The organism is Streptomyces sporangiiformans, assembly GCF_005768555.2.
GTDB classification, from domain to species: domain Bacteria; phylum Actinomycetota; class Actinomycetes; order Streptomycetales; family Streptomycetaceae; genus Streptomyces; species Streptomyces sporangiiformans.
Genome location: NZ_VCHX02000305.1, coordinates 1 through 18,113 on the forward strand (window position 1 = coordinate 1; position 18,113 = coordinate 18,113).

The following is an 18,113-nucleotide window of genomic DNA, read 5'->3' on the forward strand; positions in this document are numbered from 1 at the left end:
TTGCGGCAGCGGATGATCGCTTCGACGACGTTGGTGCCGACGTTGCGGACCGCGGACAGTCCGAAGAGGATCACGTCGTCGCCCTGTGCGGCGAAGTTGGACATCGACTCGTTGACGTCCGGCGGCAGCACCCTGATGCCCATGCGACGGCACTCGTTCAGATAGACGGCCGACTTGTCCTTGTCGTCCTTGACCGAGGTGAGCAGCGCGGCCATGTACTCGGCCGGGTAGTTCGCCTTCAGATACGCCGTCCAGTACGACACCAGTCCGTACGCGGCGGAGTGGGCCTTGTTGAACGCGTAGCCGGCGAAGGGGACCAGCACGTCCCACAGGGCCTGGATCGCCTCGTCGGAATAGCCCTTCTTGCGGGCGCCGTCCTGGAAGAGGACGAAGTTCTTCGCCAGCTCCTCGGGCTTCTTCTTGCCCATGACGCGGCGCAGGATGTCGGCCTCGCCGAGCGAGTATCCGGCGATGATCTGGGCGGCCTTCTGCACCTGCTCCTGGTAGACGATCAGGCCGTAGGTGACCGCCAGGACCTCCTCGAGCGGCTCCTCCAGCTCCTTGTGGATCGGCGTGATCTCCTGGCGGCCGTTCTTGCGCTCCGCGTAGTTGATGTGCGAGTTCATGCCCATCGGGCCCGGCCGGTAGAGGGCCGAGACGGCGGAGATGTCCTCGAAGTTGTCGGGCTGCATCTGGCGGAGCAGCGAGCGCATCGGGCCGCCGTCGAACTGGAAGACGCCGAGGGTGTCACCGCGGCAGAGCAGTTCGAAGGTCTTGGGGTCATCCAGCGGGAGGGAGAGCATCTCCAGGTCGATGCCCTTGTTGGCCTTCACCATCTTGATGGCGTCGTCCATGATCGTGAGGTTGCGCAGGCCCAGGAAGTCCATCTTCAGGAGGCCGAGCGACTCGCACTGCGGGTAGTCCCACTGCGTGATGGTCACGCCGTCGGTATGCCGCACCCAGATCGGGGCGTGGTCGACGATGGGCTCGCTGGACATGATCACGCCGGCCGCGTGCACACCCATCTGCCGGACCAGACCCTCGACACCCTTGGCGGTGTCGATGACCTTCTTCACGTCCGGCTCGTTCTCGTACATCCCGCGGATCTCGCCCGCCTCGCTGTACCGCGGGTGCGAGGGGTCGGTGATGCCGTTCAGGTCGATGCCCTTGCCGAGCACGTCGGCGGGCATGGCCTTGGTGAGCCGGTCGCCCATCGCGTACGGGTAGCCCAGCACCCGCGCGGAGTCCTTGATCGCGTTCTTCGCCTTGATCTTGCCGTACGTGCCGATCATGGCGACCTTGTCGGCCCCGTACTTCTCCGTCACGTACCTGATCACCTCGACGCGCCGGCGCTCGTCGAAGTCGATGTCGACATCCGGCATGGAGACGCGCTCGGGGTTGAGGAACCGCTCGAAGATCAGACCGTGCGGAATCGGGTCGAGGTCGGTGATGCCCATGGCGTACGCGACGATCGATCCGGCCGCGGAGCCTCGTCCGGGGCCGACCGCGATGCCCTGCTCCTTGGCCCACATGATGAAGTCGGCGACGACGAGGAAGTACCCCGGGAACCCCATCTGGATGATGACGTCCATCTCGTACTCGGCCTGCTTCTGGCGGTCCTCGGGGACGCCGCCGGGGAAGCGGCGCGCCATGCCGCGGCGCACCTCCTCCTGGAACCAGGTGACCTCGGTGAACCCCTCCGGGATGTCGAACTTCGGCATGAGGTTCTTCGACTCGAACATGCCGGTCGTGTCGACCTGTTCGGCCACCAGCAGCGTGTTGGCACACCCCTGCTGCCAGGCCTCCGAGGAGTCGATGGCGTACATCTCGTCCGTGGTTTTCAGGTGATAGCCCGTGCCGTCGAAACGGAACCGGTCCGGATCGGAGAGGTTCTTGCCCGTCTGGATGCACAGCAGCGCATCGTGCGCCGTCGCCTCGTGCGCGTACGTGTAGTGCGAGTCATTGGTCACCAGCGGCGGGATGCCCAGCTTCCTGCCGATCTCCAGCAGACCGTCACGCACCCGCCGCTCGATCTCGATGCCGTGGTCCATCAACTCCAGGAAGTACCGGTCCTTGCCGAAGATGTCCTGGTACTCCGCCGCCGACTTCAGCGCCTCGTCGAACTGCCCCAGCCGCAGACGGGTCTGCAACTCACCCGACGGACACCCCGTGGAGGCGATCAGCCCCTCCGACCACTGGGCGATCGTCTCCTTGTCCATACGCGGCCACTTCTGCAGCCAGCCCTCCGCATACGCGTCCGAGGACAGCCGGAACAGATTGTGCAGCCCGGTCTTGTTCGCCGCCCAGATCGTCTTGTGCGTGTAGCCACCCGAGCCGGACACATCGTCCCGCTTCTGATGCGGCTGCCCCCACTGGATCTTCCGCTTGTTACGCCGCGACTCCGGCGCCACATACGCCTCGATCCCGATGATCGGCGTCACCCCGGCCTTCTGCGCCGAGTGGAAGAAGTCGTACGCCCCGTGCAGGTTGCCGTGGTCGGACATGGCGATGTGCGTCATGCCCATCTCGTTGCAGGCGTTGAACATGTCCTTCAGCCGCGCGGCACCGTCCAGCAACGAGTACTGGGTGTGAACGTGCAAGTGCGTGAACGGCGGCTTTGACACGGCTTCGGCCTCCAGGAATACGAATGGCGACGGCTTGCGGACAGTTTGGTGGACAGCGTCGAAGTCTATGCCTCGACACTGACAATCCGAGGGCTCCCCCACGTACGTTCCCATGAGGGAGACGGGCACTTGGGCGTACCGTCATCCGTTGGAAGGGGACGGCCAGAGCCGTCCCACTTGTCATGCGTCACCTGCACCTGGAGGCACCAAGCGATGTCGGATCCGCAGCTCAACGCCGAGCAACGCGGCGAACAGATTCTCGCCGTCTTCGACACCGCCTTCGGCGAGCTGCTCGCCGCCGACCCGGCCGCGTTCCGCGTGAAGTTCCGGAAGATGGCCGCCTCGGCCTTCGCCTTCTACCGGGGAACGGCGTGCCTCTTCTACCACGACCTGGAAGAGGAGAAACGCGGCGGACCATACCTGGACGAGCGCACCTCACGGGTGTGGGTCCACGGCGACCTGCACGCCGAGAACTTCGGCACGTACATGGACGCCCAGGGCCGCCTGATCTTCAACGTGAACGACTTCGACGAGGCGTACGTGGGCCCCTTCACCTGGGACCTCAAGCGCCTCGCGGCCTCCGTGGCGCTGATCGGTTACGCGAAGGCGCTCAGCGACGAGCAGATCACCGAGCTGGTGCGGACGTACGCGGCCGCGTACCGCGACCGGATCCACGCGCTCGCGACGGGCGCCAAGAGCGACGAGGTGCCGCCCTTCACGCTGGACACGGCTCAGGGCCCGCTCCTGGACGCGCTGCGTGACGCGCGCTCGCTGACCCGCTTCGGGCTGCTGGAGACGATGACCGAGATCCGCGACTTCGAGCGCCGCTTCGCGCCGGGCGGCGGCTCCATCGAGCTGGACGCGGCCACGCGCTACAAGGTGCTCGCGGCCTTCGACGGCTACCTGGAGACGCTTCCGGAGTCGTCCCTGGCCCGCCCGGACTCGTACCGCGTGAAGGACGTCGTGGGCCGCCGCGGCATCGGCATCGGCTCGGCCGGCCTGCCGTCGTACAACATCCTCCTGGAGGGCGCCACCGACGCCCTGGAGAACGACGTCGTGATCTACATCAAGCAGGCCCAGACCCCCGCCGTCTCGCGGCACATCACGGACCCGGCGATCCGCGAGTACTTCCAGCACGAGGGCCACCGCACGGTGATCTCGCAGCGGGCTCTCCAGGCGCACGCCGACCCGTGGCTCGGCTGGACCGAGCTGGACGGCGCGGGCCAGCTGGTCGCCGAGGTGTCGCCGTACGCGGTGGACCTGGACTGGGGCGACATCGACGACCCGGAGGAGATCGCGGCGGTCGTCGCCGACCTGGGCCGGGCCACGGCCACCATGCACGCGGCGGCGGACGACGAGAGCGGGCACTCCGAGCTCGTGCCGTTCTCCACCGAGCGGGCCATCGACGCGGCGATCGCGGCGGACGAGTCCGGCTTCGGAGACCTGCTGGTGGACTTCGCCCACGCGTACGGGGCACGCGCGCGTGCCGACCACCAGATCTTCGTGGACCTGTTCCGCAACGGTCGGATCCCGGGTCTGTAGCCGCCCCACCGACTCACAGAGACCTTTTAAGGACCCTTTACGGGACTACGTGACAAACTCTCCACCGCTATGGACATATCCGGGACCCAGCTGAGAGCCGTACGGGCAGCGCTGTTCACGGCAGTCGTCGTGACGCTCTCCGTCGCGTCGCACGTGCTGCTGTCCCGCGTTCCACTGCCACTCACCACCGTGGCCGCGATCGCTGCCGCCGTCTTCGTCATCGCGTACGCGCTGGCGGGCCGCGAGCGCGGCTTCGGGCGGATCGCGGGCCTGCTGATCCCGCTGGAGCTGGCCGCCGACACGCTGTTCACCACGGGCCAGCACGCCTGCTACGGCAGGGCGGGCGGCCCGGTCGCGGGCCCGCTGCGCTCGGTCGGCTTCGATGTCCTGTGCGGCGGCGGCGAGGTCGGCACGCCGCTGGCGCGGGTGACGGGCGACGGCCACCGGGCCGCCGACCTTCTCGCTCAGGCCGACCCGGCCGCCGCGTGGCTGCTGCTCGGCGCGCACGTCGGCGTCGGCCTGCTCGCGGCCGCCTGGCTGCGGCGCGGCGAGCGGGCCCTGGCCCAGCTCCTGGCCGCGGTGGCCGCGTCCACCTTCCGGCCCCTGCTGCTCGCGGTCGCCACGGTGACCGCACCGCTTCCTCCCGTACGCCGGCTGCCGCGCCCCACGCGCCGGGTGGCCGCGACCCGTACGCGCCTCTTCTTCGTGCACTCCCTGGGACGGCGTGGACCGCCGTGCTCGGCAGCTTTCGCCTGAGCACGTCAGTCCCCACCCACCCGCCATCACCACGGAGAACACCATCATGAGCAAGAGGAACAGCCAGGCAGCGAAGACCGCGGCACGGGAGCGCCTGCGCCAGGAGCGTGAGCGCCAGGCCAAGCGCGCCAAGATCAAGCGTCAGGTCATCGTCGCCTGCTCCGTCGTCGGCGTCCTCGCGATAGCCGGCGGCATCAGCTACGCCGTCGTACAGAACAACCAGCCCACCAAGTGGGAGAAGGCCGCCGACGCGAAGGTGGTGGCCCCGGCCAACACCTCGGGCAAGAACGGCACCACCGTGGTGATTGGCGACTCCAAGACCGGCAACACGGTCCACCTCTACGAGGACCCGCGCTGCCCGGCCTGCGCCTCGTTCGAGCAGACCATCGGCGAGAACGTCAACAAGGGCATGGAGGACGGCAAGTACAAGCTCTCCTTCACCATCGGCACCTTCCTCGACCCCAAGCTCACCGGCGAGGGCTCGAAGAACGCGCTGAGCGCGCTCGGCGCCGCGCTGAACGTCAGCCCCGACGCGTTCCTGGAGTACAAGACCGCGCTGTACTCGGCGAAGTACCACCCGGAGGAGACGAAGGACGACTTCGCCGAGGACAGCTACCTGATCAAGGTGGCCGACACGGTGGACGCGCTGAAGAACAACAAGAAGTTCCAGGACGCCGTCGAGAAGGGCACGTACGACGCCTGGGCGATGAAGATGAGCAAGACCTTCGACACCGCCAAGGACGTCGACTCGACCCCCAGCATCAAGATCAACAACAAGAAGATCGAGGTGCCCAGCTCCGTCGCCGCCTGGGAGACGGCGCTCAAGGACGCGGGCGTCACCAAGTAACGCACGGCGTAAGGGCGGGCGAACTCTTCTGACATCGCCCGCCCTTGGCTTCTTCTGCCTGGTCGAAAGCCTTACCGAGGGCCCTACTGATCCGTAATCTGATCGGCCGTGACTCGTCGCATCAGATCTCACTCAAGCCCCGACTCTCCCACCCCGCGCCGCCGTACGGTCGTCAAGACGGCCGTCGCGACCGCCGCGTTCGCCGCGCCGCTCGCCGCCGCGATACCGGCCCGGGCCGCCGAGGCCCCCGCCTTCCTGCACGGGGTCGCCTCCGGTGACCCGCTGCCCGACGGCATCCTGCTGTGGACCCGCGTGACGCCCACGTCCGAGGCGACGCCCGGCTCCGGGCTCGGCCCGGATGTCGAGGTCGCCTGGACGGTGGCCACGGACAAGGCGTTCATGAACATCGTGACCAAGGGCACCACGACCGCGACCGCCGCCTCCGACCACACCGTCAAGGCGGACATACGCGGCCTGAAGCCCGCCACCGACTACTGGTTCCGGTTCTCCAGCGGCGGCACCGACTCGCCGGCCGCCCGCGCCCGCACCGCCCCGGCCGCCGACGCGGCCGTGGCCGGAATGCGGTTCGGCGTCGTGTCCTGCGCCAACTGGGAAGCCGGTCACTTCTCCGCGTACCGGCACCTGGCCGCGCGCGGCGACCTGGACGCCTGGCTGCATCTGGGCGACTACCTCTACGAGTACCCGACCGGCGAGTACGCGGCCCGCGGCACCGTCGTACGCCCCCACGCCCCGGCCACCGAAATCCTCACGCTCGCCGACTACCGCACGCGGCACGGCCGTTACAAGACGGACCCGGACCTCCAGGCCCTGCACCACGCGGCCCCCGTCATCGCCATCTGGGACGACCACGAGTTCGCCAACGACGCCTGGTCCGGCGGTGCCGAGAACCACACCGAGGGCGCCGAGGGCACCTGGTCGGCCCGCCAGGCCGCCGCGAAGCAGGCCTACTTCGAGTGGATGCCGGTCCGGCCGGCGATCGAGGGCACCACGTACCGCCGGCTGCGCTTCGGCAAGCTGGCCGATCTCTCGCTGCTCGACCTGCGGTCCTTCCGCTCGCAGCAGGTGTCGACCGGCAGCGGCGGCGTCGACGACCCGAACCGTACGCTGACCGGCCGGGCCCAACTCGACTGGCTGAAGGCGGGATTGAAGGCCTCGGACACCACCTGGCGACTGGTCGGCAACTCGGTCATGATCGCGCCGTTCGCCATCGGCTCGCTCCCCGCCGACCTGCTGGCGCCGCTCGCCGAACTGCTGGGACTGCCGCGGGAGGGCCTCGCGCTCAACACCGACCAGTGGGACGGCTACACCGACGACCGCCGCGAACTGCTCGCGCACCTGCGGAACAACGCCATCCGCAACACGGTCTTCCTGACCGGCGACATCCATATGGCCTGGGCCAACGATGTGCCGCTCAACGCCGGTACGTACCCGCTGTCCGCCTCCGCCGCCACCGAGTTCGTCGTCACATCCGTCACCTCCGACAACCTGGACGACATCGTCAAGGCGCCCGAGGGCACGATCTCGGCCGTGGCCTCTCCGCTGATCCGCGCCGCCAACCGGCACGTCCACTGGGTCGACACCGACCGCCACGGCTACGGCGTCCTGGACCTCACAGCCGACCGCGTGCAGATGGACTACTACGTCCTGTCGGATCGCACGCGCGCCGACGCGACGGCGTCCTGGACCCGTTCGTACCGCACGCGCAGCGGCACGCAGAAGGTCGAGCGGGTGTACGCACCGGTGAACTGAGGCGTGAACTGAGGCGTCTCAGAGACTGTCGAGGAAGCCGAGCGCCACCCGCCAGGTGGCCTCGGCGGCCTCCTCGTCGTAGTCGGGCAGGCCGGGGTCCGTGTAGAGGTGACCGGCGCCCGCGTATCGGTAGACCTCCACGTCGGCGCCCGCCTTGCGCATCTGGAGGTACCACGCGCTCAGCCAGTCGTCGGGCTCGAAGGCGTCCGGCTCGGCGACATGCAGCTGGACCGGCAGCTCGTCCGCCGACGCGTTCTCGGCGATGTCCGAGGTGCCGTGCAGCAGCAGGAGCCCGCGGGCCTTGTCGTCGCCCAGGGCCAGCGTCTGGGCGGTCGCGGCGCCGAGCGAGAATCCGGCATAGACGAGACCCCGCTCCGAGTAGGGAGCGGCGGCCAGGATCGCGCGCTTGAGCAGCTCGTCCTTGCCCAGCTCGTCCTTGAAGTCCCTGCCCTCCTCGACGGTCTCGAAGACGCGCCCGTCGAAGAGGTCGGGCGTCCACACCTCGTGGCCCGCGTCACGCAGCCGGTCCGCCGCGTCACGCACCGCGGGCCGCAGCCCGTAGGTCGAGTGAAAGAGCATGACGTTCATGAGGACATGCTGTCACCCGGCACTGACAAGTCCGGACCGAGGTCGCGTGTCCATGATGGGTCCGCGCCCGTTACCGTCGAGGGCATGGAGAACATACTCCGGCCACTGATCGTCGTCGGCGGCTCGCTGGCGCTCATGCTGCTCGTCGGCTGGGCCGTGGACCGCCTGCTGAAACAGGTGGACGCCCGCCACAGCGAGACCCCCCTGTGGGGTCTCCTGCGCCGCGGCCGCGTGCCCTTCCAGCTCGTGCTGTGCTCGGCCGCCCTCAGAGGCTCGTACGACCAGGCCGGGATCCTGGAGAACCACCTGACCGGTATCGGCCAGGCACTGAACCTGGTGCTCATCGGCTCGACCGCGTGGCTGGTGATCCGCATCGCGGTCGCGGTCGTCGAGTCCACGTACGTCCGCTACGCCGCCGCCCACCGCGATCCGGCCCGGGTGCGCCGCGTCCGTACGCAGGTGACGCTGATCCAGCGCGTGGTCGCCGCGGTCATCGGCGTCGTCGCGGTGGCCGCGATGCTGCTCACCTTCCCCACCATGCGGGCGGCCGGCGCCTCGCTGCTGGCCTCGGCCGGCATCCTCGGCATCGTCGCCGGTGTCGCCGCGCAGTCCACGCTCGGCAACCTCTTCGCGGGGCTGCAGATCGCCTTCGGCGACATGGTGCGGCTCGGCGACACAGTGGTGGTGGACGGCGAGTGGGGCACGGTCGACGAGATCACCCTGACCTTCCTGACCGTACGTACCTGGGACGAGCGCCGGATCACCATGCCGGTCTCGTACTTCACGTCCAAGCCCTTCGAGAACTGGTCGCGCGGCGGCGCGCAGATGACCGGCACGGTCTTCTTCCACGTCGACCACAGCGCGCCCGTGGAGGAGATGCGCGAGAAGCTCCGGGACATTCTGCGTGAATGCCCTGCCTGGGACGGCCGCGACTACGGCCTCGCCGTGACCGACACGACCCCCTCCACCTTGGAGGTACGCGCTCTGGTGACCGCGAAGGACGCCGACGACGTCTGGACGGTACGCGTCACGGTCCGCGAGCAGATGGTCCGCTGGCTGACCGAACGCCATCCGCACGCCCTGCCCCGCGTCAACACGGCCGACGCGATCCTGCCGCCCGGTTCGTCCTCGTCCGGCTCGTCACCGGACGGGGCGGTGCTGCGTTCGAGCCGGCATCGAATCCACGAGCCACCCCGGACCGGCCGCGGCTAGGGGGTGTCGTCGAACTCCCGTGGGGTTTGACGACAGGACCCAGGTCAGTGCCCGCGTTCCGCGCCGCCGTTGACCTGGATGACCTGGGCGGTGATGTGGCCGGCGGCCGGTGAGGCCAGCCAGTGGAGGGTCTCGGCGATGTCGCCGGGGGTTCCGGCGCGCCCGGTCGAGGTCTCGGCGATCAGCCGCTCGCGGCGCGCCTCGTCCATGGCCCCGCCGAAGAACTCCGTGTCCTCGACATAGCCGGGCGCCACGACGTTCACGGTGATGCCGCGCGGCCCGAACTGCCGGGCCAGATCGAAGGCGTACGGGTGCAGCGCGGCCTTGGACGCGGCGTACGCCCCGCTCCCGGTACCCCGGTACGCGGCGATCGAGCTGAGGAACAGGACCCGTCCGCCGGGCGACGCGAGCCGCTTCCCCAGCGCCTCCGTGAGCAAGGCCGCGGTCAGTGTGTTGAGGCGGAAGTTGAGGGTCCAGTTGTACGCGGTGACCACCAGGGGGTCGTCACTGCCGACCTTCGGCTCGAGATGCCCGGCGCCACCCGCGCTGTGGACGAGTACGTCGACCGTGCCCAGCTCGGCGGCCACGAACCGCTCGACCCCACGCACCCCGTCGACCTGACTGAGATCGGCCGCGTAGGTGAGCGCCCCTGGCACACCGGCCTTCTCCAGCACCTCGGCCCGCCGTCCCAGCAGCAGCACCTGATCCCCGTCCGCCGCGAAGGCCCGGGCCGTCGCGAGCCCGATCCCCGTACCGCCACCGCTGATCACTACGTTGCGTGCCATGGGAGGGATCATACGAAGGCTGAGCCACGGGTCGGCCGAAAACGGAAGAAAGTGACCGGAAGCTACCGAAGTCGCCGAAGCCGCCGAAAGCTAGAGAGAGCGCCGCATCGACCGATGCGGTATCCCGGCTTCGGGGAGCTCCGGCCCGTACGCCGCATACCCCAGCCGCTCGTAGAACCCCAGAGCGTGCGTCTGCGCGTGCAGATCGACCGCCGTCAGCCCACGCGCGCGTGCCGCGTCCTCGACGGCGCGGACGAGTGCGATCCCCACCCCGAGCCCGCGCGCGGACCGCAACACGGCCAGCCTCCCGAGGGACCCGACCGACGGGTCACCGCCGGTCTTGGCGGCCACTGCCTCGCCGTACAGAAGGCGCCCCGCACCGATCGGCGTCCCGTCCTCGCGGACGGCCAGGACATGCACGGCATCGGCGTCGTACGCGTCGTACTCCAGGTCCTCGGGAACCTGCTGCTCGACGACGAAGACCTCCTTGCGCACCGCGAAGCAGGCCTCACGGTCGGCCGGGTCCTCGGCCACCCGCACCACGTACGAGGCGCTCATGCGTAGCTTTCCTCCCGCACCCGGTCCAGCGCCTTCTGCAGATCCGCGGGGTAGTCGCTCTCGAACTCGACCCACTGACCGTCCCCGGGGTGCTCGAAGCCGAGCCGCACGGCGTGCAGCCACTGCCGGCTGAGCCCGAGCCGCTTGGCAAGGGTCGGGTCCGCGCCGTACGTCAGGTCGCCGACACACGGATGCCGGTGGGCCGCCATGTGGACACGGATCTGATGCGTGCGCCCGGTCTCCAGCTTGACGTCGAGCAACGACGCCGCGCGGAACGCCTCGACCAGGTCGTAGTGCGTCACGGAGGGCTTGCCCTCGGCCGTGACCGCCCACTTGTAGTCGTGGGTCGGGTGCCGGCCGATGGGCGCGTCGATGGTGCCACTGGTCGGGTCCGGGTGGCCCTGGACCAGCGTGTGGTAGCGCTTGTCGACCGTGCGCTCCTTGAACTGGCGCTTCAGCGACGTGTACGCGTACTCCGACTTGGCGACCGCCATCAGTCCCGACGTGCCCACGTCCAAGCGGTGCACGATGCCCTGGCGCTCGGCGGCGCCCGAGGTCGAGATCCGGTACCCGGCGGCCGCGAGTCCGCCGATCACTGTGGGGCCGGACCAGCCGGGGCTCGGGTGCGCGGCGACTCCGACGGGCTTGACGATCACCACCACGTCCTCGTCGTCGTGCACGATCTCCATGCCCTCGACGGGCTCGGCGACGATCTGCACCGGGGCGGGCGCCTGCGGCATCTCGACCTCCAGCCAGGCGCCGCCGCGCACCCGCTCGGACTTGCCGACCAACGTGCCGTCGACCAGCACCTTGCCTGCCGCGGCCAGCTCCGCCGCCTTCGTACGGGAGAAGCCGAACATGCGGGATATGGCGGCGTCGACGCGCTCGCCCTCCAGGCCGTCGGGCACGGGCAGGGTACGGATCTCGGGAATCGGGCTCACCCGTCGAGTATGCCGGACAGGTCCGACAGCCCCGTACCGGCGGCTCAGTTCTTGTGGACTGTCCCGTCCGGGTCGAGGCCGCGGAACGACAGCAGCACGATCAGGATGCCTCCGCAGACGATCGCGGAGTCCGCCAGGTTGAAGACCGCGAAGCCCTTGGGCGCGATGAAGTCGACGACCGCCCCCTCGAAGACGCCCGGCGAGCGGAAGAGCCGGTCGGTGAGGTTGCCGAGCGCGCCGCCGAGCAGCAGGCCGAGCGCGATCGCCCAGGGCAGGCTGTAGAGCTTGCGCGCCAGCCGGGCGATCACCACGATCACGGACGCCGCGATCACCGTGAAGATCACGGTGAAGGCCTCGCCGATACCGAAGGCCGCGCCCGCGTTGCGAATCGCCTCGAACCGCAGCCAGTCCCCGATGATCTCGATCGGCTCGTGGTGCTCCAGCTTCGCGACCACGATCATCTTGCTGACGAGGTCCAGGGCATACGCCAGTGCGGCGACCGTGAACAGCACAGCGATCCTGCGCCGCCCCCTGGGCCGCTCGGCCGGGGCCGCCGTCTCCTCGTCACCGGAGTCGGAGCCGGACGCGGGGCCTGACTCGGAGCCGGGCCGCTCGGCCGGGCCCTGCGTCGCCTCGGTGTCGGACCGCTCGCCCGACGCCGCGCTCCGCTCGGTGTCCTCCGGCTCGGTCCCCGCCGCCTCCGGGATATCCGGCGTACCGATGATGCGCTCCGCCTCTGCCACGTGAGTCCCTCAACCTAGGTGCCTGACTGAGGACGAGAGTACGGCACCACTCCCCGCACCCACGCGCTCAGGAGCGCACCGGGCCGATCAATAGCGCCGCTCCTGCTTCTGCTTGCACTCGACGCACAGGGTGGCGCGCGGGAAGGCCTGCATCCGTGCCTTGCCGATCGGATTGCCGCAGTTCTCGCAGAGCCCGTACGTGCCCGCGTCCAAGCGCTCGAGGGCGCGCTCCGTCTGTTCCAGCATCTCCCGGGCGTTGGCCGCGAGCGCCATCTCGTGCTCGCGCGTGATGTTCTTGGTGCCCGTGTCCGCCTGGTCGTCGCCGGCTCCGTCCCCGGAGTCACGCATCAGGCCCGCCAGGGACTCCTCCGAGTTCGTGATCTCGGCGCGCAGTCGCAGCGCCTCCGAGAGCAGCTCCGAACGTGCCTCCCCGACCTCTTCCGGGGTCCATGGGTCCTCACCGGGGCGTACCGCGAGCTCGCCCGGCTCCGCGATCCGCGCCTTGGGGACCGCGGTGGCCTTGCCCGCTGCCGTGGCCGTGCCAGGAGTCTTCTTCGCAACCACTGTCGTGGCTCCCGTCGTCGTCGCGGCCGCGGCCGCACCCTCGGCCGCGGTAGCGACCGCCTTCTTGGCCGTGCGTGTGCCCTTCTTGACCGCACTCCGGGAGGACCGCTTCGCGGGGGCACCCACCGTGACGGCACCCTCCGCGCGCTTCGCGCCGCCGTCCTTCGCCCCGGCACGCTTCCTCGCGGCCTTCTTGTTCCCGGTCCCCTCAACCGAGGCCTTCGCGGCCTCACCGGGGGTCTCCCCCACCGCGACCTGCTTCACGGCGGTCTTCTTCACAGCGGCTTTCTTCGCCGCGGTCTTCCTCGCCGCGGTCTTCTTCGCTGCCGCCTTCCGCACCGCCGGCTTCTCGGCCGCCACCTCCTGAGCGGCCGCCTTCTTCGCCACCGCGGTCTTCTTGGCAGCTGCCTTCGTCGCCACGGCCTTCTTTGCCACCGCCTCCTTCGCCGCCGGCTTCTCGGCGGCCGGCTTCGAAGCCCCCGGCTTCTTCTTGGTGGCTGGTTCCGGACCCGTGGCCTTCCTGGTGGCCGACTTCGAAGCCGCCGCCTTCGTGGCGGCCGGTTCCTTATGGGCCACTTTCCTGGCGGTCGGCTTCGTGGCGGCCGGCCGCGTGACGGCCGTGTCCTTGGCGGCCTCTCTCCTGGCGGCGGGCTTCCTCCCGCCCACCCTGCTCTTGACCGCTGTCGTACCGCCCGCTTCCGCGGCGGCCGTCTTCACGGCTGCCTTCTTCGTAGCGCCCGCTCTCGCACCGGCCACCTCCGTAGCATCTGCCTTCGCGGCCGCCTTCGTCCCGGCGCCCGCTTTCGTGTCGGCCGCCTTCGCGGCAGCCGGCTTGGCAACCGCCCTCTTCGTAGCTCCGGCTTTCGTGACGCCGGTCTTCGTGACGGCCGTCTGCGAAGCGCCGGTCTTCGAAGCGCCTGTCTTCTTCGAGGCGGCCGACCTCGTACCCGCCTTCTTCTTGGTGCTCGCCCGCTTCTCGGTCGTCTTCTCGGTCGTCTTCTCACTCGCCGACGGCTTCCCGGCCCTCCTGGGCCTGTCGGCCGCGGTACCAGAACCACCTTGAGGCCTCTCGGCCTTCGCCGCACCCCCGCCGACCGTCCCCCGAACCGTCTTCACCGGCTTCGCCGGGTTCACCGGCTTCGCCGTGGTCGCGGCGCTCCGCATGCTCTTCCTGCCGCTCACATCCTTGGCCGCCGCGGCGCCGCCCGCCGCCCCGGTGGCTTTTCCGGACGCCGGCTGCTGTACGGCGGTCTTCTTCGCCACCATGGCCGCAGCCCCTTCACATATTGTGATCTTGCTCGTGAATCGTGCTGGGACGATAAATCGACTTCTGGCCCGCGGCAACGGGGCACGCTGCCCGATTCACCCGGCCCGCGGGTGCCTCGCGGCGAGCCTGCAAGCGTTGTGCCCAGCTCCCCGCCGGGTAATCCGCCGAGCCGACTGTCCTGGGACGCACACACCGGCGCCTCGCCATTCGGGTCAGTGAGTACGTCTCCCCACGCCACCGGGCCGACGCACCCACAGGCCCACGGGCCCCGAAAACCGGTCGGCCGCTGTCTGTCCGGCGCCGTACACTGGGCGGAGCGAAAAGCGTGGATGGGGACGAGTAGCGACGTACGCAGCCATGAGCGACCCGGGGACGGTGCGAGCCCGGGGGCGAGCGCGACGTGAAGATCACCCCGGAGCCGCCGGAAGAAAGCCGCAGCCCCCCGGCAGCGGCCGGTAGACCCGGCATCGCGACCCCAATGAGGGGGCTCGCCGGAGCGCACAGCGCCCCGGAGGGCCAAGGAGGGTGGTACCGCGGGAGCGCGCCGCACACGGCGCAGGTGGAAACACGACTCTCGTCCCTCCGACGGAAGGAAGAAAATCCGCCGGAGGAAGATCGATGACGCAGTACCGCCAGGTGCCCGCCCAGGTCGACCTGCCCGCGCTCGAGCACGCCGTGCTCGACTTCTGGCGCGAGCAGAAGATCTTTGCCAAGAGCCTCGAGCAGTCCGAGGGCCGCCCCGAGTGGGTGTTCTACGAGGGCCCGCCCACGGCCAACGGCATGCCGGGCGCCCACCACATCGAGGCGCGCGTCTTCAAGGACGTCTTCCCGCGCTTTCGCACCATGCGGGGCTACCACGTGGCCCGCAAGGCCGGCTGGGACTGCCACGGCCTTCCGGTGGAGCTGGCGGTGGAGAAGGAGCTGGGCTTCTCCGGCAAGAAGGACATCGAGGCGTACGGCATCGCCGAGTTCAACGCCAAATGCCGCGAGTCCGTGCTCCGCCACACCGACGCCTTCTCCGAGCTGACGACCCGCATGGGCTACTGGGTCGACCTCGAGGACGCGTACGTCACGATGGACCCCGAGTACGTCCAGTCCGTCTGGTGGTCGCTCAAGGAGATCTTCAACAAGGGCCTGCTGGTCCAGGACCATCGCGTCGCCCCCTGGTGTCCGCGCTGCGGCACGGGCCTGTCGGACCACGAGCTGGCGCAGGGCTACGAGACGGTCGTCGACCCTTCCGTGTACGTCCGTTTCCCGCTCACCTCCGGTCCGCTCGCGGGCGAGGCCGCGCTCCTGGTCTGGACGACGACCCCCTGGACCCTGGTCTCCAACACGGCCGTCGCCGCACACCCCGAGGTGACCTACGTGGTCGCGACGAACGGCGAGGAGAAGCTCGTCGTCGCGCAGCCCCTGGTGGAGAAGGCCCTCGGCGAAGGCTGGGAGAGCACCGGCCAGACGTTCACCGGCGCCGAGATGGAGCGCTGGACCTACCAACGTCCGTTCGAGCTGGTGGAGTTCCCGGCCGAGGCACACTACGTCGTCAACGCCGAATACGTCACGACCGAGGACGGAACGGGTCTGGTCCACCAGTCCCCCGCTTTCGGTGAGGACGACCTCAAGGTGTGCCGGGCGTACGGGCTGCCGGTGGTGAACCCGGTCCGCCCGGACGGCACGTTCGAGGAGGATGTCCCCCTCGTGGGCGGCGCCTTCTTCAAGAAGGCGGACGAGAAGCTCGTCGCGGACCTTCAGGACCGCGGCCTGCTCTTCCGGCACATCCCGTACGAGCACAGCTACCCGCACTGCTGGCGCTGCCACACGGCGCTCCTCTACTACGCGCAGCCGTCCTGGTACATCCGCACCACGGCCGTCAAGAACCGCCTGCTGCAGGAGAACGAGAAGACCAACTGGTTCCCGGACACCGTCAAGCACGGCCGGTACGGCGACTGGCTGAACAACAACATCGACTGGGCGCTGTCCCGCAACCGCTACTGGGGCACGCCGCTGCCCATCTGGCGCTGCGAGGACGACCACCTCACCTGCGTCGGCTCCCGCGCCGAGCTCACCGAGTTGACGGGCACCGATCAGTCGGACCTCGACCCGCACCGCCCGTACATCGACGAGGTCACCTTCGCGTGCCCGCACGACGGCTGCGGCAAGACGGCCACTCGCGTGCCGGAGGTCATCGACGCCTGGTACGACTCCGGTTCCATGCCGTTCGCGCAGTGGGGCTACCCGTACAAGAACAAGGAGCTGTTCGAGGCCCGCTACCCGGCACAGTTCATCTGCGAGGCCATCGACCAGACCCGCGGCTGGTTCTACACGCTGATGGCGGTCGGCACGCTGGTCTTCGACAAGTCGTCGTACGAGAACGTCGTCTGCCTGGGCCACATCCTCGCCGAGGACGGCCGCAAGATGTCCAAGCACCTGGGCAACATGCTGCAGCCGATCCCGCTCATGGACCAGCACGGCGCGGACGCTGTCCGCTGGTTCATGGCGGCCGGCGGCTCCCCCTGGGCGGCCCGCCGCGTCGGCCACGGCACGATCCAGGAGGTCGTCCGCAAGACGCTCCTGACGTACTGGAACACGGTCGCCTTCCAGGCGCTGTACGCCCGCACGTCGGGCTGGGCCCCGTCGGAGGCCGACCCGGCCCCGGCCGACCGCCCGGTCCTGGACCGCTGGCTGCTTTCCGAGCTCCACGCGCTCACCGACCAGGTGACCCAGTCCCTGGAGGCGTACGACACCCAGCGCGCCGGCAAGCTGCTGTCGGCGTTCGTCGACGACCTGTCCAACTGGTACGTACGCCGCTCCCGTCGCCGCTTCTGGCAGGGCGACAAGGCGGCGCTGCGCACCCTGCACGAGGTCGTCGAGACCGTCACCAAGCTGATGGCCCCGCTGACCCCGTTCATCACCGAGCGGGTCTGGCAGGACCTGGTGGTGCCGGTGACCGCGGGCGCCCCCGAGTCCGTACACCTGTCGTCCTGGCCGGAGGCGGATCTGTCCGTCATCGACCCGGAGCTGTCGCGGCAGATGGTGCTCGTACGCCGTCTCGTGGAGCTGGGCCGTGCCACGCGCGCGGAGTCGGGCGTGAAGACGCGCCAGCCGCTGTCCCGCGCGCTGGTCGCGGCGACGGGCTTCGAGGTGCTCGACCGCGAACTGCACGCGCAGATCACGGAGGAGCTGAACGTCTCCTCGCTGGCATCCCTGAGCGAGGTCGGCGGTTCGCTGGTCGACACGACCGCCAAGGCCAACTTCCGCGCGCTGGGCAAGCGGTTCGGCAAGGGTGTCCAGGCGGTCGCCAAGGCCATCGCGGAAGCCGATGCCGCGGCTCTGTCCCTGGCGCTGCGCGAGGGCACGGCCTCGGTCGAGGTCGACGGCGAGACGGTGACGCTCGCCCCGGACGAGGTCATCATCACGGAGACCCCGCGCGAGGGCTGGTCCGTCGCCTCGGACTCCGGCGCCACGGTGGCCCTCGATCTGGAGATCACCGAGGAGCTGCGCCAGGCGGGCCTCGCCCGTGACGCGATCCGCCTGATCCAGGAGGCCCGCAAGAACAGCGGCCTCGACGTGGCCGACCGTATCGCCCTGCGCTGGACCTCCACGGACACCAAGGTCGTCGCGGCCCTCACCGAGCACTCCGGTCTCATCGCCGAGGAGGTCCTCGCGACGGACTTCGCCCAGGGCGAGGCCGACGACGCGTACGGCGCCCCGTTCACGGACGATCCGCTGTCGCTGACGTTCCGCCTCCGCAAGGTCTAGTGCCCCGACAGGCAACGTTCGCCCCGTCGCGACGCCCGGCACGCCCTCTCGCCGCACCGGCCGAAAGCCCAAGTACATCCAGTACGAGGACTTCCGGCCGGCACGCCGAGAGCACGCACCGGACGCCGCTCCTTGACGGGCAAACGTTGCCTGCCGCGGC

The 18,113-nt window shown here is 69.5% G+C and carries 13 protein-coding genes; 6 read left to right on the forward strand and 7 right to left on the reverse strand.

The window, feature by feature from the left end; translation table 11 throughout:
• Window positions 1–2,624: DNA polymerase III subunit alpha (dnaE, locus tag FGD71_RS37820; protein WP_119105076.1), on the reverse strand; the 2,624-nt coding region annotated here is incomplete at its 3' end.
• 213 nt (window positions 2,625–2,837) lie between these two features.
• On the opposite strand from dnaE, the gene FGD71_RS37825 reads away from it, so the two are divergent.
• The 4 genes from FGD71_RS37825 (at window position 2,838) to FGD71_RS37840 (ending at window position 7,539) form a co-directional block, all read left to right on the forward strand.
• Complete coding sequence (locus FGD71_RS37825) at window positions 2,838–4,166, forward strand: DUF2252 domain-containing protein (protein WP_119105077.1); 1,329 nt, start codon at window positions 2,838–2,840, stop codon at window positions 4,164–4,166.
• Between the two features lie 69 nt (window positions 4,167–4,235).
• Complete coding sequence (locus tag FGD71_RS37830; RefSeq protein ID WP_119105078.1) at window positions 4,236–4,922, forward strand: hypothetical protein; 687 nt, start codon at window positions 4,236–4,238, stop codon at window positions 4,920–4,922.
• 46 nt (window positions 4,923–4,968) lie between these two features.
• Window positions 4,969–5,769 (forward strand): DsbA family protein, encoded by an 801-nt coding sequence (locus tag FGD71_RS37835; protein ID WP_119105079.1) that lies wholly within the window; start codon window positions 4,969–4,971, stop codon window positions 5,767–5,769.
• Window positions 5,770–5,877: 108 nt separating this feature from the next.
• Window positions 5,878–7,539, forward strand: coding sequence for an alkaline phosphatase D family protein (locus FGD71_RS37840; protein ID WP_119105080.1), 1,662 nt, complete (start codon window positions 5,878–5,880; stop codon window positions 7,537–7,539).
• A gap of 18 nt (window positions 7,540–7,557) precedes the next feature.
• Here FGD71_RS37840 and FGD71_RS37845 read toward each other — a convergent pair whose 3' ends face one another.
• Window positions 7,558–8,127 (reverse strand): dienelactone hydrolase family protein, encoded by a 570-nt coding sequence (locus FGD71_RS37845; RefSeq protein ID WP_119105081.1) that lies wholly within the window; start codon window positions 8,125–8,127, stop codon window positions 7,558–7,560.
• A gap of 84 nt (window positions 8,128–8,211) precedes the next feature.
• Between FGD71_RS37845 and FGD71_RS37850 the strand changes: the two genes are divergently transcribed.
• The gene (locus FGD71_RS37850; protein ID WP_119105082.1) at window positions 8,212–9,339 is read left to right on the forward strand and encodes a mechanosensitive ion channel family protein; all 1,128 of its coding nucleotides are present in this window, start codon (window positions 8,212–8,214) and stop codon (window positions 9,337–9,339) included.
• Window positions 9,340–9,383: 44 nt separating this feature from the next.
• On the opposite strand, the gene FGD71_RS37855 is transcribed toward FGD71_RS37850, so the two are convergent.
• The 5 genes from FGD71_RS37855 to FGD71_RS37875 all read right to left on the reverse strand — a co-directional run bounded on the left by FGD71_RS37855 (window position 9,384) and on the right by FGD71_RS37875 (window position 13,596).
• Entirely contained in the window at window positions 9,384–10,124 is a 741-nt protein-coding gene (locus tag FGD71_RS37855; protein WP_119105083.1) for an SDR family NAD(P)-dependent oxidoreductase, read from the reverse strand.
• 90 nt (window positions 10,125–10,214) lie between these two features.
• Window positions 10,215–10,682 (reverse strand): GNAT family N-acetyltransferase, encoded by a 468-nt coding sequence (locus FGD71_RS37860; protein WP_119105084.1) that lies wholly within the window; start codon window positions 10,680–10,682, stop codon window positions 10,215–10,217.
• Window positions 10,679–11,623, reverse strand: a complete 945-nt coding sequence (locus FGD71_RS37865) for an RluA family pseudouridine synthase (RefSeq protein ID WP_119105085.1) — start codon at window positions 11,621–11,623, stop codon at window positions 10,679–10,681. The genes FGD71_RS37860 and FGD71_RS37865 overlap by 4 nt, the downstream gene beginning before the upstream one ends.
• A 44-nt stretch (window positions 11,624–11,667) precedes the next feature.
• Complete coding sequence (gene lspA / locus FGD71_RS37870; protein WP_119105086.1) at window positions 11,668–12,366, reverse strand: signal peptidase II; 699 nt, start codon at window positions 12,364–12,366, stop codon at window positions 11,668–11,670.
• A gap of 87 nt (window positions 12,367–12,453) precedes the next feature.
• Window positions 12,454–13,596: a TraR/DksA family transcriptional regulator gene (locus tag FGD71_RS37875; protein WP_338120104.1), complete on the reverse strand. Its 1,143-nt coding sequence runs from the start codon at window positions 13,594–13,596 to the stop codon at window positions 12,454–12,456.
• A gap of 1,219 nt (window positions 13,597–14,815) precedes the next feature.
• Here FGD71_RS37875 and ileS point away from each other — a divergent pair.
• Window positions 14,816–17,953, forward strand: coding sequence for an isoleucine--tRNA ligase (gene ileS, locus FGD71_RS37885; protein WP_119105087.1), 3,138 nt, complete (start codon window positions 14,816–14,818; stop codon window positions 17,951–17,953).
• The last annotated feature ends 160 nt before the right edge of the window (window positions 17,954–18,113 follow it).